Source organism: Streptomyces kanasensis (genome assembly GCF_043077165.1).
Lineage (GTDB): Bacteria > Actinomycetota > Actinomycetes > Streptomycetales > Streptomycetaceae > Streptomyces > Streptomyces changanensis.
In genome coordinates, this window is the sequence record NZ_JBIBSF010000005.1 from 469,934 (window position 1) to 490,469 (window position 20,536).

17 protein-coding genes and 1 riboswitch are annotated in these 20,536 nt (G+C 76.3%); of the genes, 14 read left to right on the top strand and 3 right to left on the bottom strand.

Annotation, left to right across the window (positions count from 1 at the left end; translation table 11 throughout):
* Positions 1-135 precede the first annotated feature (135 nt).
* Both ACF053_RS16075 and ACF053_RS16080 read left to right on the top strand, forming a co-directional pair.
* Positions 136-867 (top strand): HNH endonuclease family protein, encoded by a 732-nt coding sequence (locus tag ACF053_RS16075; RefSeq protein ID WP_391954459.1) that lies wholly within the window; start codon positions 136-138, stop codon positions 865-867.
* A gap of 154 nt (positions 868-1,021) precedes the next feature.
* Entirely contained in the window at positions 1,022-1,771 is a 750-nt protein-coding gene (locus tag ACF053_RS16080; RefSeq protein ID WP_391954460.1) for an N-acetyltransferase, read from the top strand.
* 22 nt (positions 1,772-1,793) lie between these two features.
* Here ACF053_RS16080 and ACF053_RS16085 read toward each other — a convergent pair whose 3' ends face one another.
* Positions 1,794-2,579, bottom strand: a complete 786-nt coding sequence (locus ACF053_RS16085; RefSeq protein ID WP_391954461.1) for a hypothetical protein — start codon at positions 2,577-2,579, stop codon at positions 1,794-1,796.
* A 295-nt stretch (positions 2,580-2,874) separates the two neighbouring features.
* Positions 2,875-3,681 carry a DUF4190 domain-containing protein gene (locus ACF053_RS16090; protein ID WP_391954462.1) on the bottom strand — a complete coding sequence of 269 codons (807 nt, stop codon included), beginning with the start codon at positions 3,679-3,681 and terminating at the stop codon, positions 2,875-2,877.
* A gap of 233 nt (positions 3,682-3,914) precedes the next feature.
* Between ACF053_RS16090 and ACF053_RS16095 the strand changes: the two genes are divergently transcribed.
* The 3 genes from ACF053_RS16095 (at position 3,915) to ACF053_RS16105 (ending at position 8,379) form a co-directional block, all read left to right on the top strand.
* Entirely contained in the window at positions 3,915-6,011 is a 2,097-nt protein-coding gene (locus tag ACF053_RS16095; protein WP_391954463.1) for a class I SAM-dependent DNA methyltransferase, read from the top strand.
* Between the two features lie 119 nt (positions 6,012-6,130).
* Positions 6,131-6,829 carry a hypothetical protein gene (locus tag ACF053_RS16100; protein ID WP_391954464.1) on the top strand — a complete coding sequence of 233 codons (699 nt, stop codon included), beginning with the start codon at positions 6,131-6,133 and terminating at the stop codon, positions 6,827-6,829.
* A complete protein-coding gene (locus tag ACF053_RS16105; RefSeq protein ID WP_391954465.1) occupies positions 6,826-8,379 on the top strand; it encodes a serine/threonine-protein kinase in 1,554 nt (517 codons plus the stop codon). Before ACF053_RS16100 ends, ACF053_RS16105 begins: the two co-directional genes overlap by 4 nt.
* Before the next feature lie 393 nt (positions 8,380-8,772).
* Here the strand turns inward: ACF053_RS16105 and ACF053_RS16110 are convergent, their stop codons facing one another.
* Positions 8,773-9,591 (bottom strand): hypothetical protein, encoded by an 819-nt coding sequence (locus ACF053_RS16110; RefSeq protein ID WP_058944887.1) that lies wholly within the window; start codon positions 9,589-9,591, stop codon positions 8,773-8,775.
* A gap of 732 nt (positions 9,592-10,323) precedes the next feature.
* Here ACF053_RS16110 and ACF053_RS16115 point away from each other — a divergent pair.
* The 9 genes from ACF053_RS16115 (at position 10,324) to ACF053_RS16155 (ending at position 20,528) form a co-directional block, all read left to right on the top strand.
* Entirely contained in the window at positions 10,324-10,743 is a 420-nt protein-coding gene (locus ACF053_RS16115) for a GtrA family protein (protein ID WP_391954466.1), read from the top strand.
* Positions 10,744-10,825: 82 nt separating this feature from the next.
* Positions 10,826-11,476, top strand: a complete 651-nt coding sequence (locus ACF053_RS16120) for a SurA N-terminal domain-containing protein (protein ID WP_391954467.1) — start codon at positions 10,826-10,828, stop codon at positions 11,474-11,476.
* A 9-nt stretch (positions 11,477-11,485) separates the two neighbouring features.
* Positions 11,486-12,469 carry a nucleoside triphosphate pyrophosphohydrolase gene (locus ACF053_RS16125; RefSeq protein WP_391954468.1) on the top strand — a complete coding sequence of 328 codons (984 nt, stop codon included), beginning with the start codon at positions 11,486-11,488 and terminating at the stop codon, positions 12,467-12,469.
* A 48-nt stretch (positions 12,470-12,517) separates the two neighbouring features.
* Complete coding sequence (locus ACF053_RS16130) at positions 12,518-14,821, top strand: hypothetical protein (RefSeq protein WP_391954469.1); 2,304 nt, start codon at positions 12,518-12,520, stop codon at positions 14,819-14,821.
* A complete protein-coding gene (locus ACF053_RS16135) occupies positions 14,818-16,083 on the top strand; it encodes a cytochrome P450 family protein (protein ID WP_391954470.1) in 1,266 nt (421 codons plus the stop codon). Before ACF053_RS16130 ends, ACF053_RS16135 begins: the two co-directional genes overlap by 4 nt.
* A gap of 113 nt (positions 16,084-16,196) precedes the next feature.
* A complete protein-coding gene (locus ACF053_RS16140) occupies positions 16,197-17,252 on the top strand; it encodes a transglycosylase family protein (RefSeq protein ID WP_391954471.1) in 1,056 nt (351 codons plus the stop codon).
* A gap of 260 nt (positions 17,253-17,512) precedes the next feature.
* A riboswitch (cyclic di-AMP (ydaO/yuaA leader) is annotated at positions 17,513-17,686 on the top strand.
* Between the two features lie 4 nt (positions 17,687-17,690).
* Positions 17,691-18,368, top strand: coding sequence for a transglycosylase family protein (locus ACF053_RS16145; RefSeq protein WP_391954472.1), 678 nt, complete (start codon positions 17,691-17,693; stop codon positions 18,366-18,368).
* Between the two features lie 311 nt (positions 18,369-18,679).
* Positions 18,680-19,960: a phosphopyruvate hydratase gene (gene eno, locus ACF053_RS16150; protein WP_391954473.1), complete on the top strand. Its 1,281-nt coding sequence runs from the start codon at positions 18,680-18,682 to the stop codon at positions 19,958-19,960.
* A gap of 94 nt (positions 19,961-20,054) precedes the next feature.
* On the top strand, positions 20,055-20,528 hold the full coding sequence (locus ACF053_RS16155; RefSeq protein ID WP_391954474.1) for an FtsB family cell division protein: 474 nt from the start codon (positions 20,055-20,057) through the stop codon (positions 20,526-20,528).
* The last annotated feature ends 8 nt before the right edge of the window (positions 20,529-20,536 follow it).

A 20,536-nucleotide genomic window follows, 5' to 3' on the forward strand; every position in this document is an offset into this window, starting at 1 on the left:
GGTACGCGGAGTGGGCCCGGCGGCCCTCGCGCCGCAGGGGTGGGCCGGGCACCCGGAGGGCGGCGGGGTCCGGTGCCCGGTGGCACCGGGGCCCCGCACCGGGTCGCGGGACCGGGCAGCCCCTAGGATGCGCCCATGTCCGCCCGTACGGTGACCCCGCCCGCGCACCCCGCCCGCCCGGTCCGCCGGACCCGCCGCAGGACGCTGCCCGCCGCCGTCCTGGCGGCCGCCGCCCTGGCCGCCGGCTGCACCCCGCAGCCACCGGACGCCGGCGGCGGGGCGCCGGGCGGCGGGAGCGGGGCGGGCGGGCCGGCGCTGGCCGCCGTCGACACGCTCACCGTGAAGGGCCGCGCCCCGAAGACGGGTTACGCCCGCGAGGAGTTCGGCCGGGCCTGGGCCGACACGGACGGCAACGGCTGCGGGACCCGCGAGGACATCCTGACCCGGGACGCCACCGACGTCCGGTACCAGGACGGGGAGCGCTGCAGGGTCGCGCGCGGCGTGCTGCCGCAGGACCCGTACACCGGCCGGCGGATCGTCTTCGCCCGCGGCGACCGGAAGGTCGACATAGACCACGTGGTCGCCCTCTCCGACGCCTGGCAGAAGGGCGCCCGGCAGTGGGACGCCGGGAAGCGGTTGCGCTTCGCCAACGACCCGCTCAACCTCCTCGCCGTCGACGCGTCCGCCAACCGCCGCAAGGGCGACGGCGACACCGCCACCTGGCTCCCGCCCTCCCGCGAGTACCGCTGCCGGTACGTGGCGCGGCAGGTCGCGGTGAAGAAGAAGTACGGCGTGTGGGTCACCGCCGCCGAGCGGGACGCGATGAAGCGCGTCCTGAACGGCTGCCCCGGCGAGCGGCTCCCCTGAGCCTCGCTCCCGAGTCGCGCGCCCTTGAACGCACGCTCTTGAACCGCGCGCCCTTGAGCCTCACGCTCCTGAGCCGCGCCTCCTGAGCCGCGTCCCCCTCCGCACGCCGGAAAAGCGCTGGTCCGGGACGGGCGCGGATGTCTAGCCTGCCCGCATGGACGTCACGACGCACAGCCTCGCCGAACGCCCCGACCTGATGGACGCCATGTGGCGGATGCCGCACACGTGGCAGCCGTTCATGATGCACGACCCGGTCTCCGACGTCGCCTACGGCTGGATGGTCGACGAGATCCCGGAGTTCGTGCGGGTCGCGGTCGACGGGGCGGGGCGGGTCGTGGCGCGGGCGTTCAGCGTGCCGTTCGCGCTGCGGGCCGAGGGGCGCGGCGGGACGCTGCCCGCCAAGGGCTGGGACCAGGTGCTGCTGTGGGCGATGCAGGACCGGCGGGCCGGCCGGACGCCGGACACGGTCAGCGCCATCGAGATCTCCATCGCCCGGGACCTGCTGGGGCACGGCCTGTCGTCGGTGATGCTGGGCGCGATGCGGGACGCCGCGCGGGAGGCCGGGTTCGCCGAGGTGGTGGCGCCGGTACGACCGAACGGCAAGCACCTGGAGCCGCACACGCCGATGGCCGAGTACGCCTTCCGCACCCGGCCCGAGGACGGGCTGCCGCACGACCCGTGGCTGCGGGTCCACGTCCGCGCGGGCGGCGTCGTCGACTCGGTCGCCCCGGCGTCCATGACCATCACGGACAGCGTGGAGCGGTGGCGGGAGTGGACGGGGCTGCCCTTCGACGTCGACGGGCCCGTGGAGGTGGCGGGCGCGCTCGTCCCGGTGCGCTGCGAGGCGTCGCAGGGGCTCGCCGTGTACGTCGAACCGAACGTGTGGGTGCGCCACCCGCTGTGACGCCGGGCCGGCGGACGGCCGGTCAGGACCCGCCGCCCGTACGGAGGTCGACGACGTCGGCGGGGGCGGGCGGGCGCGCGGCGACCGGGCCGTCGGAGGCGCGGAGGGAGACCGCCGAGACCGTGCCCGGCGCGGCCCCGCCCCGGGTCTCGGCCCTCAGCAGGTACGGCTCGCCCTCGGCGGCGACGTAGGCGGTGGTGGTGGCCCCGCCGGCAGAGGCGGTCAGCTTCAGCGCCCTGCGGCCGTCGACGGTGGTCAGGCCGGCGCGGCGGGCGGAGCCGGCGCCCGCCTCCACGCCGGCGAGGAGCGCGTCCAGGTCGCACGGGTCGGGGCCGTCCACCGGGCCCCGGTCGGCGGGGTCCGTGCGCAGCCAGCGGCCACCGAGCATCGTGAGGACCCGCTCGGTCCGCTGCGGCGAGCCCCGCCCGCCGCCCGCGCGCTCCACGCGCAGGTACGCCTCGTCGAAGCGCACGTACGCCTCGTCGCCCGTGCGGATCAGCTCCATCGTCCCGGTGGTGCCGACGGTCAGGGTGCCCGCGCACCGTCCGTCGGCACCGACCGCGAGGAACGCCCGGGTGGAGCTCCCGCCGTCCCGGCGCCTGGTGACGTCCAGCCGGAGGGACGGGGCCGCCCTCGTCGCCGAGAGGGCCCGGTGGAGCACCTCGGGGCCGGTGAGCCCCGCCAACGGGACGGTCGTCCCGGCGCTCCCGCCCACGGGGCCGGAACCGGTGGGGGAGAGCGCGGCGAGGGCGGCGAGCCCGAGGGCCAGGGCGACCGCGGGGGCGACCTTCGGGCGGGGGGCGGGCATCGGCGGTTCTCCAGGCGCGGGGGCGGGGGAGACGGTACGACCGGGGCCGGGGCCGGGGCCGTGGCGGCCGGGCTTGGCGCCGGGGCTGGGCCGGGGCTGCGGTGCGGTCGGGACCGGGGGCGGGGACGTGCGGCCGCCCGCCGCCACCCGGGGGCGGGGCGGGCCGGCGTCGGCACCGGGCCGGTACCGCGGTACGGGCCGGGTGGCCGGTACCGCGGTACGGGCCGGGTGGGCGTGCGGGCCCGGTCGGTCGGGCCGGCCGGGCCGCGCGGGTGCCCGGTCCGGGCCGGGTCGTTCAGAGCGTGAGCTCCCACTGGTGGGCCTCGTAGTCCATGCCCGGCGTGACCTCGACGGTCAGCGACTTCGCGCCGGCGGGCACGTCGAAGGCGTAGGTGCCGGTGACCTTCTTGCCGGGCGCGACCGTCCCGCTGATCCCGTCGAGGCCCTCGTCGTGGACCTGCCCGGCCGTCACGCCGTCCTTGCCGGCGCGCGCCTCCAGGAAGGCGGTGTCGGCGTCGTACTTCTCCTTGCCGGCGTTCTCGACGACGACGGTGACCCGGTACGCGGTGTTGCCCTCGGTGTGGCCGTCCGCCGCCTCGGTGGGCGTGTACACGGCGGCCGCCGAGACGGTGATCTGGAGGTCGTCGTCGTAGACGACGGTCTCGTCCGCTCCGAGCACCTCCGGCACCGGCGTGGCGGACGCGCCGGCGGCGTCGCCCTTCGCCCCGCCGCCGGCCGTCTCCTTGGGCGCCGTGGAGGACAGTTCCTTGTCGAGCTTGGTGACGGCCTCGTCCACGGCCTTGAAGGTGAGGAACGCGCCGACGGCGGAGAGGACCAGTGCCACCAGGCCCAGGACCGCGCCCGCGGTGGTGACGCCCTTGTTGGTGGCCTCGCCGCGCTTGGCGCGGCCCCGGCCGGAGAGCCCCAGGACGAGGGCGATGAGGCCGAGGATGCCCGCGAGCCAGAAGAAGAACGGGATGAAGCCGGAGACGGTGCCGATGATGCCGAGCACCAGGGCGGCGGTGCCGAGCCCGTTGCGTGCCGGGGAGGCCGGCGCCGGGGCGGGGGTGCCGTACTGGGGCTGCTGCGTGGAGTGGGACATGGGTGGGAGCCCTCCGGGGCGAGGAGACGAGGGGATGGCGAGGAGACGGGCACGACGACGCGCCGGTGGTCGGGGCGCGGTGGCAACCCCGTGTGGCGACGGGTCAATCACAGCAGAAGCTTGTGAACCGAGTCAACACCGTTCACGCGTCATGTGTCGGATCACGCTGTGGGAGAGTGTGTACCGAGCGGCCCGTAAGATCGGTGCACACCGCGGACGGAGGGAGCGGCCACGTGCCGGACAACGCAACTGAGGTCACCGCCGCCGGCATCGCCAGGCTCGCCGGGGTCGGTCGGGCCGCCGTCAGCAACTGGCGCCGCCGCCACGCCGACTTCCCCAAACCGGTCGGCGGTACGGAGACCAGCCCGTCCTTCGCCCTCGCCGACGTCGAGCGGTGGCTGCGCGCCCAGGGCAAGCTCGCCGAGGTACCCCTGCGGGAACGCGTCTGGCAGCAGGCCGCCGGGCACCCGGCCGGGGCCCCCACCGCCCTCGTCCACGCCGGGTGCGCCCTCCTGCTCGTCCACGAGGCCCCCGCCGTCTGGCGGGAGGCCGCCGCCGCGCCCGGCGACCGCCTCGCCGCGGTGCTGCCCGCCCTCCTCGACGACGCCCTGACGGCCCGCCTCGGCCCCGAGCGCGCCGTTCCCACCCCCACCGCCGACGGCCTCGGCCCCTCCCTGCCCCTGCTGCGCGCCGCCGCCGAGCTGGCCGCCGCCGAACCCGGCGGGGCCCCCGGCGCCTTCGAGTTCCTGCTCGGCCGCCACCTGGACGCCAACCCCCGCCAGTACACCCTCACCCCGCCGGGCCCCGCCGCCCTCATGGCCGCCCTCGCCGCCCCGGCCGACCGCTCCGGCGGCGCCACCGTCCTCGACCCCGCCTCCGGCACCGGCGCCCTGCTGCGCGCCGTCGAAGGGCCGGCCGCCCTGTACGCGCAGGAGGCCGACCCCGACCTGGCCGCGCTCACCGCGCTGCGCCTGGCCCTGCACACCGGCGCCGGGGTGCACGCCCGCGCGGGCGACGCCCTGCGCGCCGACGCCCACCCGCACCTCGCCGCCGACGCCGTCGTCTGCCACCCGCCCTTCAACGAGCGCAACTGGGGCCACGACGAGCTCGCCTACGACCCGCGCTGGGAGTACGGCTTCCCCGCCCGCACCGAGTCCGAACTCGCCTGGGTGCAGCACGCCCTGGCCCGGCTCCGCCCCGGCGGCACCGCCGTCCTCCTCATGCCGCCCGCCGCCGCGTCCCGCCGCTCCGGCCGCCGCATCCGCGCCGACCTGCTGCGCCGCGGCGCGCTCCGCGCGGTCGTCGCCCTCCCGGCCGGCGCCGCGCCCCCGTACGGCGTGCCGCTCCACCTGTGGGTGCTGCGCCGCCCCGGCGGCCCGGCCGCGGGCGGGGGCCCGGCACCGGAGCTGCTGCTCGTCGACACCAGCGAGCACGGCGCGGCCGGCCGCGACCGGCTCGACTGGCAGGCCGTCCACACCGCCGTGCTCGACGCCTGGACGCCGTTCGCCCGGCACGGCACCGCCGTCGAGCGGCCCGGCGCGAGCCGGTCCCTGCCCGTCATCGACCTCCTCGACGACGACGTGGACCTCGCGCCCGCCCGCCACCTGCCGCCCCCGGCCGCGGGCGGCGGCGCCGCGGAGCTGGCGACCGTACGCGACCGCCTCGCCGACCAGCTGCGCCGCACCGCGCGGCTCAACCCGCCCGCCGAGCCGGCCGCCCCGCCCGCCCCCGGCCACCCCGCCCCGCCGCCCCGCCCGCCGGGCGTCACCGTCGGCGAACTCGCCCGCGCCGGCGCCCTGCGCCTCCACGCGGGCACCACCGCCCCCGCCCCGGGCCCCGGCCCGGCGGGCCGGCCCCGCGTCCTCACCGAACAGGACGTCCTCACCGGCCAGGAGCCCACCGGCGCACTCCCCGAGGGCCCCGCCGACGAGGAGCCGGTGCTGCTGCGCGCCGGCGACGTCGTCGTCCCCGTCCTCGGCGGCGGTTCCGTCGCCCGCGTCGTCGACGGGGCGGCCGAGGGCGCCGCCCTCGGCCGCAACCTCCACCTGCTGCGCCCCGACCCGGCCGCCCTCGACCCGTGGTTCCTCGCCGGGTTCCTGCGCGGCTCCGCCAACCAGCGCCGGGCCAGCAGCTACGCGTCCACCGCGACCCGGCTCGACGTGCGCCGGCTGCGGCTGCCCCGGCTCCCGCTGGCCGAACAGCGGCGCCACGGCGAGCGGTTCCGCGCGCTCGCCGAGTTCGAGGACGCGCTGCGGGAGGTGGGCCGGCTGGGGGAGCGCCTGGTGCGCGGCCTGTACGACGGGCTGACGGACGGCACGATCGAGGCGTGAGACCGGGCGGGCGATCCGCGCGACCCCGGGGTGGCCGCCGGTGCGGCTGTATACGCTCGTCCCCGAACCCGCGTGTCCGCGCGTCCGACGCGACGACCGCCCGGCCCCCAGGAGCAGCCATGTACGGCCCCGGCCCCGTGCCACCGCAGCGGCCCACGACGGCCCGAGTCGTCGTGCCGCGCGTCCTGTTCGCCGTGCTGCCGCTGCTCAGCCTGGGCTTCCTCACCGGAGCGACGACCCTGCGGCTCGCCGTGGTCACGCGCCGGACGCGCGACTGGTGGCTGTTCGGCGTCTCCGTCGTCGCCTCGGTCACCTGCCTGGCGTTCGTCCCCGAGGACATCGAGACCCTGCAGGCGAACCTGTCGGTGGGCGGGCTCCTGCTGAACGCGGCCCTCTTCACCGGGTACTTCCTCCACGCCGACATCCGGCACCACGACCCGCGCCGCGCGGACGGCGCGGGTCGCTCGCCGTACGGGACGACGTACCCGCAGACCGGTCACGGGTACGGGTACGGCCACCCGCCGCAGCCGCAGGCCCTGCCGCAGCCGGGGCCCTACGGGGGGATACCGCGGGCGCAGGCGCCCGGCCCCCTGACCGCCCCGCCGGCGCACCAGCCACTGCACCACCAGCCCCACCAGCCCCAGCAGCACCGGCCGCAGCCGCAGGTCCAGCCGCAGGCCCCGGCGCAGCACCCACCGCACCCGCAGCCGCAGACCCCCGCGCAGCCCCGGCCGCAGGCCGCGCCGCCGCGCATCCAGCAGGTCCGCGCCGAGCTGGACGAGCTGAGCGACCTCCTCCGCAGGGAAGACGGCAAGTGAACGGACGGGTCATCACCGACCGGTACGAACTGTCCACGCTCATCGGCCAGGGCGGCATGGGCCAGGTGTGGACGGCGTACGACCGGCGCCTCGACCGCCGGGTCGCCGTCAAGCTGCTGCGGCCCGACCACATGGCCGCCGCCACCGGGGCCGACGAGATGCGCCGCCGCTTCGTCCGCGAGTGCCGGGTCACCGCGCAGGTCGCCCACCCCGGACTGGTCACCGTCCACGACGCCGGGAGCGACGGCGACGACCTGTACCTCGTCATGCAGTACGTGGAGGGCGCCGACCTCGCCGACCACCTCGCCGAGCACGAGCCGTACCCGTGGACCTGGGCCGTCGCCGTCGCCGCGCAGCTGTGCGCGGTGCTCGCCGCCGTCCACGCCGTGCCGATCGTCCACCGCGACCTCAAGCCGCGGAACGTGATGGTGAAGCCCGACGGGACCGTCACGGTCCTCGACCTGGGCGTCGCGTCCGTCGTCGACACCGACACCACGCGCCTGACGCACACCGGCTCGCCCATCGGCAGCCCCGCCTACATGGCGCCCGAGCAGGCCATGGGCGGCGCCGTCGGCCCGTACACCGACCTGTACGCCCTCGGGGTGCTCCTCCACGAACTGCTCAGCGGGACCGTGCCGTTCGCCGGGTCGACCGCCCTCGGCGTCCTGCACCGCCACCTCTACGAGCCGCCCCAGCCCGTCCGGCGGCTGCGCCCCGAGGTCCCCGAACCGCTGGAGGCGCTGGTGCTGCGCCTCCTCGCCAAGGACCCCGCGCACCGCCCGTCCGGCGCGCAGGAGGTGTACGAGGCGCTCGCCCCGCTGCTCCCCGCGCCCGGTGCGGGCCCCGTCGGCGCCATGGACCCCACGCGCCCCTTCCTCCGCCCGTTCGCGCCCTGGCCCGACCGGTCCGCCGCGCCCGCCGCCCCGCCGCACGTGCCGCCGCCGCCCGCCCACGCCCCGGCCGGCGCGCCCGCCGGCCGCCCGGACGTGGCCGCCGCCGTCGACGAGGTGAAGCGGCTGCTGGGCGAGGGCCGCATCACCCAGGCCGTGGACGTCCTCGGCGCGATCCTCCCGGCCGCCGCCGCCGAGCACGGCGAGCACTCGGCGGTCGTGCGCATCCTGCGCCGGCAGTACGCCTCCACCCTCATGGACGACGGCCAGTACCGGCGGGCGCTGCCCGAGCTGCGCCGGCTCGCCGACGACCGGGCCGCCGAGGCGGGCCCGGCCGACCCGCAGGCCCTGCAGTACCGCTACGACGCGGCGCTCTGCCTGGAGCAGCTCGGCGAGGCGACGGCGGCCCTCGCCGAGTACCGGGCGATCCTGCCGCACCACGAGGACGCCCGGCGGCAGCCCGGCGGGGACGCCGGCCGCGCCTTCGACATCCGCCACCGCATCGGGCACCTGCTGCTCACCGCGGGCGACCACTCGGCCGCCCACCGGCACCTGCAGGACCTGCTGTACGACACGGAGCGCACCTACGGCCCCTACCACCCGCTCGCCGCCGAGCTGCGCCGGGCGCTCCAGCACCAGCAGCAGGTGCGCGGCGCCTGAGCGTGCCGGCCACCCGCCGGGACGGCCCGGGGCGGCAGGGGGCCAGGCGACCGCCCCGCCGGAGGCGACCACCGCGGTAGAGGTGACCGCCCCGCCGGAGGCGACCGCCCCGGCCGGGGGTCCGGTCCCGCCCGGGGGTCCGGTCCCGCCCAGGGGGCCGATCCCGCCCGGGGGTTCGCCTCCCGCCCGGGCAGCGGTGACGCCCGGGCAGCCGACCGGTTCGTCGCGCCGCGGCGCGGCGACCGCCACGCCGGGCCACAGCGCCGCGGGGCGACTGCCCCGGCCACAGCCCCGCGCAGGGGACCGGCCCCGTCCGGGCCGCCGCGTCGCTCAGGCGGCCGCTGGAGGTGGGCCGCCTCACCCGGGCCGTCGACCGGAAGTGCGTCGCGTCGCTCAGGCGGCCGACCGGAAGTACGCCGACTCCGCGACGCGGCCCAGCGCCGCGAGGCCCGGCCCCGGCACGTCGGCGGCGAGGACGACGACGCCGCCCGGGCCCGCAAGCTCCCGCACCGCGGCCGCGTCGACCCCGTCGTTGACGACGACCACCCCGTACCGCCGGTCCGCGACCCGCTCGCGCACCGCCGGGTCGCCGAGCGCGCCCCGTACGAGCCGCGTCCCGGTGTCGTCGCCCGGACGGCCGCCGCCCAGCGCGAGGTTGCCGCGCACGACGTCCTCACGGGTCGGGGTGGAGTCCAGCGGGTCGACGACGGTCAGCCGCGCCTCCACGCCGTCGCGCCGCAGCATCCGCCGCAGGGCCGCCGCGAACAGCCCGTGCACCGTGCCGACCTCCAGCACCTCCAGCTCACCGCCCCGCGCCGGCGCGAGGACCGGCAGCGCGGCGAGCCGGCCGCACACGTCGGAGACCGATCCACCGACACCGCCCGCGCCGAGCGCCTCCAGCGCCACCAGGTGCCGGTAGGCGACGGTGACGTCGCCGCGGACGCGTTCGGCGGGCAGCCCCGTGACGTCCCGGACCTCGCCGACGAGCCGGTCCACCTGGGTGGGCGTCGGCATGCGGTGCGCGTCGCGCCCGGCGTGGTCGAGGAGCAGTCCGAGCCCGTAGCTCTGCCGGCGCAGGTCGGCCAGTTCGTGGTGGAGGGCGTCGAGGTCCTTCTGGAACGCGGCCGTGACCCGGTCCATGCGCTGCTCGACCAGCGAGACGGCGGGCCGCAACAGGCGCCGCGTCAGCGGGTTGTTCAGGAGAGGGGGCATGCGGGGCAAGCTACGCCCCGGCGGCACCCGCGCGGGTCACGTCCCGGTGGTGCACGGGTGAAGTCTCGGTGGCGCGCCGGTGACCCGCACGCCGGAGGCGCACGACCAGCCCGGGAAGCGCCGCCACCGTGACCGCCCCGACCGCCCCGGCCCCCGTGACCGCCCCGGCCGCCGCCCCGGCCCCCGTGACCGCCCCGGCCGCCGCGTGGGCCCGCGGCCCCGGCCGCCGCGAACACCGCGACCGCTCCGACCGCCGCGCCGGCGGGACGACGCACGTCACCGTCGCCCCGCCGGACGCCTCCGCGGCGACCAAGCCCCAGGCACGCGCCCACCGGCCCGCCCCGTACCGCCACCCCGCGATCCGGGGCGCGGCGGGCACCGCCACCCCGCGCGCGCCGGGCGGCAGGACGGCGCACACCCCGCCGCCGTCGACGCCGAGGTCCACCGCGCCGCCCGCCCGCAGCCGGGCCACGGCCGCGGCGGGCCGGTGTCTGCCTCCACGCTGCGCGGATCCTCGGGGACGCCCCGCCGAACGGCGTCGACACGCCCCGGTACGTCACCCTGCTGGTGGCGGTCACCGCACGCGCCGGGGGTGCGGATGGTCATGCCGGGCGGGATCGGGGAGTATGTGGGCCGTATCCACCACGAGGTGAAGCGGCGCCCGCACTTCCCGGTGCAGGTGACCACCACGGCGCCGCGCACCCGACCGTCCCCGGGGGAGTCCACCCGCAGATGACCGGCGTCAGCGGCCAGATCGTCAGGTTCGCCCTGGTGGGCGTGGTGAACACCGCCACCTACTACGGCTTCTACCTGCTGTTCCTGACGCTCGGCCTGCCCTACGTCGGGGCGCACGTCGCGGCGTTCCTGCTCTCGATGACCGGCTCGTTCTTCCTGAACAGCCACTTCACCTACCGCACCCGGCCCACCTGGCGGAAGTTCCTGCTCTTCCCGCTCACCAACGCGGCGAACTTCGTGATCACGACCGCCGGGGTCTACCTGCTGGTGGACGTGGCCGGGCTGTCCAGCCGGTACGCGCCCCTGCTCGCCGCGGCGGCCGCCATCCCCGTCACGTTCGTCCTGTCCCGGACGATCATGCTGCGGCCCGAGACCCCGCGCGACCGTGACTCGTTGGCAGAAGTGGCTCCGAAGTAGTGGCCCGGGCCACGGCCACTGCATACCATCGATCACCGCAAGGTCGTTGACACTGACGTACGACCCACGCCGGGAGGCCCCTTTGCACCGCCGCCGTCGCACCGCGCTCTCCTTGTCCGCCGCCCTGGTCGTCGCGGCGCCCCTCCTGACGGCCTGCGGCGGTGACGCCCACCCCGGCGCGGCGGCCGTGGTCGGCGGGGACCGGATCGAGACCTCCGCCCTCCAGGCCCAGGTGCGGGAGGTCCGCACGGCGCAGGAGGCGTCCCCCCAGGCCGACCAGCTGATCCGGGCCACCGGCGACCTCAGCCGCGAGAAGCTCAACGGCATGATCTTCGACCGGGTCGTGGAGCAGGTCGCCGCCGACGCCGGGATCACGGTCAGCCGCAAGGAGGTCCAGGAGACCCGGCGTGCCGCCGCCCGCCAGTACGGCGGGGACGCGCAGCTCGCCGCGATGCTGCTCCAGCAGCAGGGCATCGCCCCCGACGAGATCGACGCCGTCGTCCGCCGCAACGTCCTGATGAACAAGATCGCCGACCGGCACGGCGCCTCGAACACCCCGGAGGGCCAGAAGAAGCTCACCGACCTGTTCACGGCCGCGTCGAAGTCCCTCGACATCGACGTGAACCCCCGGTACGGCACCTGGGACGACGCGAAGATCCAGCTCGGCCGCTACCAGGCCCCCTGGCTCCGCCAGGTCACCCGGGACCAGGGGGCGGCTCCGGAGGGCCTGTAGGTTCGAGGGGTGAACGCTGAGCACGCAGACACCCCCGCCACCGGCCGCGTCGTCCTCCTCACCACCAGCCACCGGGTCGCCCCCGGCGTGCTGTCCTGGCCCGCCTGGCAGGCGCTGCGCTCCGCCGACCGCGTGCTCTGCCCCGACGACCGCCACCCGCAGCTGCCGTACCTGCGCGAGGCGGGCGTCGAGGTCGCCGTCGCCGCGCCTACCGCGCAGGAGCTGGTCGAGGCGTGCGCCGGGGGCCGCACGGTGGTCGTCCTGGCCGCCGGCGAGGGCGACCGGGCGCTGACCGACGGCCTGGCCCGCCTCGCCGGCTCCGGCCGCGTCGCCATGCCGGACCTGGAGCTGCTGCCCGGCTCGTACGACCTGCCCGGCGCGCGCCTCCTCGACCTGGTCGAGGTGATGGACCGCATCCGCCGCGCCTGCCCCTGGTCGTCCCGGCAGACCCACCGCGGCCTCGCCAAGTACGCCATCGAGGAGGCGTACGAGCTGGTCGAGGCGATCGAGGACGGCGACCGCGAGGAGCTGCGCGAGGAGCTGGGCGACGTCCTCCTCCAGGTGGTCTTCCACGCCCGCATCGCGGAGGAGGACGAGGACGGGCCGTTCTCCGTCGACGACGTGGCGGGCACCCTCGTCGAGAAGCTCGTCCACCGCCACCCCCACGTCTTCGGCGACGCCACCGCGGACACCCCGGAGGAGGTCAAGGAGCACTGGCTCCGCACGAAGGCCGTCGAGAAGCAGCGGACCTCCGTGACCGACGGGGTACCGCTCGGCCAGCCGGGCCTCGCCCTCGCGTCGAAGCTCGCCGGCCGGGTGCGCACCGCCGGTCTGGACGTCCCGACGCCGACCGGTCCCGGCATCGGCTACGAACTCCTCGCCATGGCGGTGCGGGCCGAGGCCGAGGGGGTCGACCCGGAGGCCGCGCTGCGGGCCGCGGCCCGTACCTACCGGGACGCCATCCGCGCGGCGGAGGCCCGGCCGGCTGGGTAACGTGGCCCACCGGGCGTACGGGGCGGGCGAGTCGGGGGAGGGCGCGTGATGGCGTACGGGGAGAGGCTCACGGCCGCCGACGTCACCGCCCTGCTGGGGATCATGCGCGGCGCCGCGTGGCCCCGGGTCAGGGCGAGACTGACGGAGGACGACCTGGGGGACGCGGGCGGACTCGTGCTCATCGAGCAGGAGCTGCGTTCGGGCACGGACGACCGGATCGTCCGCGCCGGGCTGGAGCACTGGCTGCGCCACGCCGCCAAGCGGGACCCCCGCGCCCCGCGGCGGATCCGCGCCCTCGTCGAGGAGTGCGGCGGCGGTGCCGGCGACCGCGGCCCGGCCGACCCGCACGCCCCGTCGGACCCCTCGGGCCCGCACGACCCGTCCGACCCGCACGCCCCGCTGGGCCCGCACGCCCCGGGCGCATCCGGCCCCACCGGCCCCGCACCCACCGGGTCCGGGCCCGGGCCCGGACCCGGCGGTACCGCGCACGACGTGCGCAACACCGTCTCCGGCGGCACCGCCGCCACCGTCATCCAGGCCGGCACCATCGGCGCCCTGCACTACGGCCCGCCGCCCGCCCCCGACCCGGCGGTCTGGCTCGACGCGGCCACGGCCGACCCGCTCGCCCTCGGCGCCCGGCACGACGGCCCGTACGTCGAGCGGGACGCCGACACCGAACTGGACCGGCTCCTCACCGGGCCGGCGGGGCAGGGCGGCCTCGTGCTCGTCACGGGCGAACCCCTGTCCGGCAAGACCACCACGGCCTGGGCCGCCCTGCGCCGCGTCCTGCCCGACCGGCGGGTCTGCGTGCCCCCGGCCGGTAGCGACCTGCGGGACCTGCCCGAGCGGATGGCCGCCCGCGGCGGGCGGTGCGTCCTGTGGCTGGACGACCTCGAACGCCACCTCGGGCCGCACGGGTTGGACGCCCCGCTCCTCGCCCGGCTGACCGCCCGGGGCGTGCCGGTGCTCGCGACCATGTCCGACGCCGCGTACGACGAGCACCGCTTCGGCGCCCCGGGCCCCGCGCGGGTCCTCAGCCGGGCGCGGACGGTGGAGCTGGGCGCCGAGTGGAGCCTCGCCGAGACCGGCAGGCTCGTCGCCCGGGACGACGGGCGGCTGGAGACGGCGCTGTACTGGTGCGAGGGCCGGGCCGTCACCGCCTACCTGGCGGTCGGCCCCGACCTGTGGGAGGAGTGGCGGCGCGCGGAGCGCCCCACGCGCCACCCGCGCGGCCACCTGCTGGTGCGCGCCGCGATCGACCTGGCACGGTGCGGACTGCACCACCCGGTCCCCCCGGAGCTGCTGCGGGCGGCGTACCGGCACCACGCGCCCGACGACGCGGGCGACCTGGACGACGTCCTCGCCTGGGCGGCCCGCCCCCGCCTCGGCGTGGCCGGACTGCTCGTCGAGGAGGACGACGGATGGCGGGCGTACGGTTCCCTGGTCGCCGACGCGCTCGCGGACGACGGCTTCCCCCCGGTGCCGGACGCGGTGTGGGACCTGGCCCTGGCGCACGACCACGAGGCCGTGGCGCAGGCGGCCGGCCGGCACTACCGGGCGCGCGCCGAGGCGGGGGACGCCGTGGCGATGCACCGCCTCGCGCGGCTGACCGGCTCGGTGGAATGGCTGCGGAACGCCGCCGCCGCCGGGCACGGTCCCGCCGCGGCCGAACTGGGCCGCTTCCTCGCCGACCGGGGCGAACTCCGCGCGGCCGAGCCGTACCTCCAGCAGGCCGCCGAGGCGGGCGACGCCACCGCGGCGACCCGGCTGGGCCTGCTGCTCGTGGACCGGGCACACCGCTGGTTGAACGAGGGAGCGGCCGGCGGCGACCCCGAGGCGGCGCACCGGCTGGGCGACCTGCTGTTCGCCGAGGGCGACGACGCACGGGCCCTCGACCGCTACAGCGAAGCGCTCGTCGCGGGTCGCACCTCCGTCGCGGGGAGCCTCGGGGCGCTCCACCGCTACCGGGGCGAGGAGCTGCTCGCGCAGCTGTGGCTGCGCCGGGCCGCCGACGCGCTGGACACCGCCCGGCCGGTCGAGCGCGCCCCGGACCGGTTCCGCAGCCGGAACGCCACCGAGCTGTTCCTCCACGAGTGCGTCGCCCAGGGGCTCGGCGCGGCCGCGACGCACCTCGGCGTCATGTGCGAGCAGGAGCACGACCGCCCCGGGGCCGTCGACTGGTACACGCGCGGCCACGAGCTCGGCGACGCCTACGGCGCCTACCGGATGGCCCGCCTGCTGGCCGAGTACGAGCCGGAGGAGGCCGCCGCCTGGATGCGGAAGGCCGCCGACGCCGGGCACCCGGGTGCCGTGCGGGCCCTCGACGAGGGGCCGGATACCGTCGGGGGGTGAACGCTCCCCACGACCCCGCCGTCCCCCCCGAGCTCTTCACCTGGGAGTTCGCCACCGATCCGTACCCGGCGTACGCCTGGCTGCGGGAGCACGCACCCGTGCACCGGACGCGGCTGCCGAGCGGGGTGGAGGCGTGGCTGGTCACCCGGTACGCCGACGCCCGGCAGGCCCTCGCCGACCAGCGGCTCAGCAAGAACCCGGCGCACCACGCCGAGCCGGCGCACGCCAAGGGCAAGACGGGCATCCCCGGCGAGCGCAAGGCCGAGCTGATGACGCACCTGCTCAACATCGACCCGCCGGACCACACGCGGCTGCGCCGGCTCGTGTCGAAGGCGTTCACCCCGCGCCGGGTCGCGGAGTTCGCGCCCCGCGTGCAGGAGCTGACGGACCGGCTGATCGACGGTTTCGCCGCGAAGGGCGAGGCCGACCTCATCCACGACTTCGCCTTCCCGCTCCCCATCCACGCCATCTGCGACATGCTCGGGGTGCCCGCCGAGGACCAGGACGACTTCCGGGACTGGGCCGGGCAGATGATCCGGCACGGCGGCGGGCCGCGCGGCGGGGTGGCGCGGGCCGTGAAGCGGATGCGGGCCTACCTCGTCGACCTGATCCACCGCAAGCGGGAGGGGTTGGGGCGGGGCGGGGACGACGACCTGATCTCCGGGCTCATCCGGGCCTCCGACCACGGCGAGCACCTCACCGAGAACGAGGCCGCCGCGATGGCCTTCATCCTGCTGTTCGCCGGTTTCGAGACCACGGTCAACCTCATCGGGAACGGCACGTACGCCCTGCTCCGCGACGACGTGCAGCGCACCCGCCTCCAGCGGTCGCTGGCCGCCGGGGAACACGGACTGCTGGAGACCGGCGTCGAGGAACTGCTGCGGTACGACGGGCCCGTGGAGCTCGCCACCTGGCGCTTCGCGACCGAGCCGCTGACCCTCGGCGGGCAGCGCGTCGAGGTGGGCGAGCCGGTCCTGGTCGTCCTGGCGGCCGCCGACCGGGACCCCGAGCGGTTCGACCGGCCGGACACCCTGGACCTCGCGCGGAGCGACAACCAGCACCTCGGCTACGGGCACGGCATCCACTACTGCCTGGGCGCGCCGCTCGCCCGGCTGGAGGGGCAGACGGCGCTCGCCACGCTGCTGACGCGCCTGCCCGACCTGCGCCTCGCCGTCCCCCCGGAGGAGTTGCGCTGGCGCGGCGGACTCATCATGCGGGGACTGCGCACGCTGCCGGTGGAGTTCACCCCCGAAGCAAGCTGACACTCCGTCATGACTGTGATCTTCGCGTAATCTCCCCTGCATCGACTTGTGACTGGCGTTCGAATGCCGCTACGTTCACCGTCACCTCAGCAGTCACGCGAAAGGTTGAACGCATGCGCTCCGGGAACGGACGACACCGTCGACCCCGTCAGGCCCCCGCCCTCGTCGTCGCCGCGGGGGTGACCGGATCCGCGATCGCCCTGCCGTTGCTCGGCGCGGGCACCGCGTCCGCGGCCGACGCCGAGACCTGGAACCGGGTCGCCGAGTGCGAGACCGGCGGCATGTGGAGCGCCGACCTCGGCAACGGCTACTACGGCGGCCTCCAGTTCTCCCAGGAGACCTGGCAGGCGTACGGCGGCACGGCCTACGCGCCCCGCGCCGACCTCGCCAGCCGCGCCCAGCAGATCGCCGTCGCGGAGAAGGTCTTCGCCGCGCAGGGCGCCGCCGCCTGGCAGACCTGTGCCCCCATCGCCGGCCTGACCGTCGGCGGCGGCTCCACCACGGAGACCGACCCCGGCACCTCGCCCGCCCCGTCGGCGAGCGCCGAGGAGCCCGAGGCGTCCGCCGAGCCCGCCCCCGACGCCGGCACGCCCTCCACGGCGGACCGGCCCGCGACCGGCACCGAGGCCGCCACCGGCTCCGGCGCGCCCGGCTCGGGTGAGACCGGCTCCGGTGAGACCGGCGCCCCCGCGGGTTCCGGCGCCACCGCGTCGCCGACCGCGCCGGCGGCGACGCCGACCGCCCCGGGCGGGTCCACCGCCGAGCCGTCCCCGACGGCCCCCGGCGAGGCCCCCGTCGACGGCGGGGTCCCGACCCCCGCGTCCGGCACCGGCAAGCACCGCGGCGAGCCGGCCAAGGAGGAGGGCGCGGCCGGTCCGACGGCCCCGGTCCCCGGTGACGGCTCCGTCGACGCCGGCGCCGCGGTCGAAGGGCGCGGAACGGGTACGCCCACCTCGCGGGGTGACGCCACGGCACGTACCGCCGACGGTCTCGCGGCCGACGGCACGTACACGGTCCGGCCCGGCGACAACCTCTGGGCCATCGCGGACGCGCACGAGGTGCCCGGCGGCTGGACGGCCCTCTACGACGCCAACCGCGAGGCCGTCGGCACCGACCCGGACCTCATCGTCCCTGGCCAGAGCCTCGATCTCGCCCCGTCCGAGGGGTAGTTACGGGCTGAATGTCCGTTTCTCGGAAGTGAGACAAGAGTCTCTTCACCCCAACTGGTGCGTCGCCGCCGCCCGGTCCGTCCGTTTCGGCCCCTACCTGCGCAAACACCCGTAAGGGACAGGCAAGTAGGGGCAGATTGACCCGGATGTCCCCCTTTGAACTTCGGGGCGGTCTGTGATTACCGTCGAGACCAGCTCGCCACCGCGGGCCCCGTCCGACCGGTAACGCCGAATCCTGCCGCCGGCGACGGGAACAGTCGACGCTTCCAGCGCCGTGGGCAGGAGCGGGGGACCCAAGGTAAGCGCCGGGGCCGGGCCGTCCGAGGACGGCCGGGACCGGCTAGGGGTGAAGCCGTGCGCCACCCAGCGCACGGCCGGGCACTCACCAGGCCCGAACCCGACAGCTCACCTCGTAGGCGTCGGTGAGGAGACACAACCATGCTTTCTTCCGGCAAGCGCAAGCACCGCCGCCCGTCCAAGGCCGTCCGTTTCGCCGCCTTCGCCGGCATCACGGGTGCCGCCGTCGCCGCCCCGCTGCTCGGCGCCACGACCGCGAACGCCGCCACCGCCGCCGAGTGGGACCGCGTCGCGCAGTGCGAGTCCGGCGGCGACTGGTCGATCAACACCGGCAACGGCTACTACGGCGGCCTGCAGTTCTCCGCCTCCACCTGGGCGGCCTACGGCGGCACCGCGTACGCCCAGACCGCCGACAAGGCCTCCAAGTCGCAGCAGATAGCCGTGGCCGAGAAGGTCCTCGCCGGCCAGGGCAAGGGCGCGTGGCCGAGCTGCGGCGTCGGCCTGTCCGGTGCCGCGTACGACGGCGCCGCCGCCGAGCGCACCGCCGAGGAGCCCACCACGCGCAGCGAGCAGCGCACCGCGCCGAAGGCCGCGACGCCCAAGGCCGCCCCGAAGTCCTCCGGCACCGTCACCACCCCGACCGGTGCGAAGGTCGAGAAGGGCGACGGCGAGTACCGCGTCAAGGCCGGCGACACGCTCGGCTCCATCGCCACGGCCGAGAAGGTCACGGGCGGCTGGAAGAAGCTGTTCGACCTGAACCGGGACATCGTCTCCGACGCCGACCTGATCTACCCGGGCCAGCAGCTCCACCTGAGCTGACCCCCTCCCGCGGCGACCGGCCCCGGCCCGACGCGCCCTCCACCCGGGGGTGGGTCGGACCGGGGCCCTCCGTCGTCACGACTCCCGTACGAAACGGGGCGAACCGGGCCAGGACGGATGAGTGTCGACCCGCTCAGCGTGATTACTCATCAGTAGGGACGCTGTCAGTTCGTCCCGACTCATGGGTGGTTGTGCCCTTTTTCGTCCCAGGAGGCGGGCGGTCGCGGGCACCGGCCCCGGAGCCGGTTAGGCTCTTGCCGCAAGGGTGAAGCCCCTGCACTCCACGCGTCACATCCCAGAAGGAGATGCTCGTGCCGTCCATCGACGTCGTCGTAGCCCGGGAAATCCTGGACTCCCGAGGCAACCCCACGGTCGAGGTCGAGGTCGGCCTCGACGACGGCAGCACCGGCCGTGCTGCCGTCCCCTCCGGTGCCTCCACCGGTGCGTTCGAGGCCCTCGAGCTCCGCGACGGTGACAAGGACCGCTACCTCGGCAAGGGTGTCGAGAAGGCGGTGCTCGCCGTCATCGAGCAGATCGGACCGGAGCTCGTCGGCTACGACGCCACCGAGCAGCGCCTCATCGACCAGGCGATGTTCGACCTGGACGCCACCCCGGACAAGTCCTCCCTCGGCGCCAACGCCATCCTCGGCGTCTCCCTCGCCGTGGCGCACGCCGCCTCCGAGGCCTCCGACCTCCCGCTCTTCCGCTACCTGGGCGGCCCGAACGCGCACCTGCTGCCGGTGCCGATGATGAACATCCTGAACGGCGGCTCGCACGCCGACTCCAACGTGGACATCCAGGAGTTCATGATCGCGCCGATCGGCGCGGAGTCCTTCTCCGAGGCCCTGCGCTGGGGCACCGAGGTCTACCACACCCTCAAGAAGGTGCTGAAGGAGAAGGGCCTGTCCACCGGCCTCGGCGACGAGGGCGGCTTCGCCCCGAACCTGGAGTCGAACCGCGCCGCGCTCGACCTCATCCTGGAGGCGATCAAGCAGGCCGGCTACACCCCGGGCCGCGACATCGCGCTCGCCCTGGACGTCGCCGCGTCCGAGTTCCACAAGGACGGCGCCTACGCCTTCGAGGGCAAGTCCCGCACGGCCGCCGAGATGACCGAGTACTACGCCGAGCTCGTCGAGGCGTACCCGCTTGTCTCCATCGAGGACCCGCTGTTCGAGGACGACTGGGACGGCTGGAAGACCATCACCGAGAAGCTCGGCACGAAGGTCCAGCTCGTCGGTGACGACCTGTTCGTCACCAACCCCGAGCGCCTCGCCCGCGGCATCGAGGAGGGCGCGGCCAACGCCCTGCTCGTCAAGGTGAACCAGATCGGCTCCCTCACCGAGACCCTCGACGCCGTCGAGCTGGCCCAGCGCAACGGCTTCAAGTGCATGATGTCCCACCGCTCCGGCGAGACCGAGGACGTCACCATCGCCGACCTGGCCGTCGCCACCAACTGCGGCCAGATCAAGACCGGCGCCCCGGCCCGCTCCGAGCGCGTCGCCAAGTACAACCAGCTGCTGCGCATCGAGGAGATCCTCGACGACGCCGCGGTGTACGCCGGTCGCAGCGCCTTCCCGCGCTTCAAGGGCTGACGCCCGCCCGACGCCGCAGTTGCGCACGTCCCCGGCCACGGTCCCGTACCGTGTCCGGGGACGTCGTACGTCGTACGTGAGGAGGGGCGAGCCGATGGGCCAGGACCGGGACCGGTTCTCGACCGCGACGAGGCTGCGACTGCTCGGCGAGCAGACCGCCGCCCGCGTCTACCGCTCCCAGAACCGCCGGCAGGCGCGCCGCTCCCGGCTGACCGGCCGGGCCGCGTTCCTCGCCCTCGTGGTCTGCTCCATGGTCGTGGCCCTCGCCTACCCGATGCGCCAGTACGTGTCGCAGCGCGGCGAGATCGCCGAGCAGGAACGGCTCGCGGAGCAGGCGGCGGCCCGGGTCGAGCGGCTGCGCGACGAGAAGGCCCGCCTCCAGGACGACGCCTACGTCCGGCAGCTCGCCCGCCGGCACCTGCACTACGTGCTCCCCGGCGAGACGGCCTTCACCATGAACGACCCCGAGGCGGCGCGCGAGCACCGCCCCGACCAGGGCGGCACCGGCCGGCCCTGGTACTCGAACGTCTGGGACGGCGTGGACCGCGCCGACCAGGAGAACCGATAGCCCCGTAG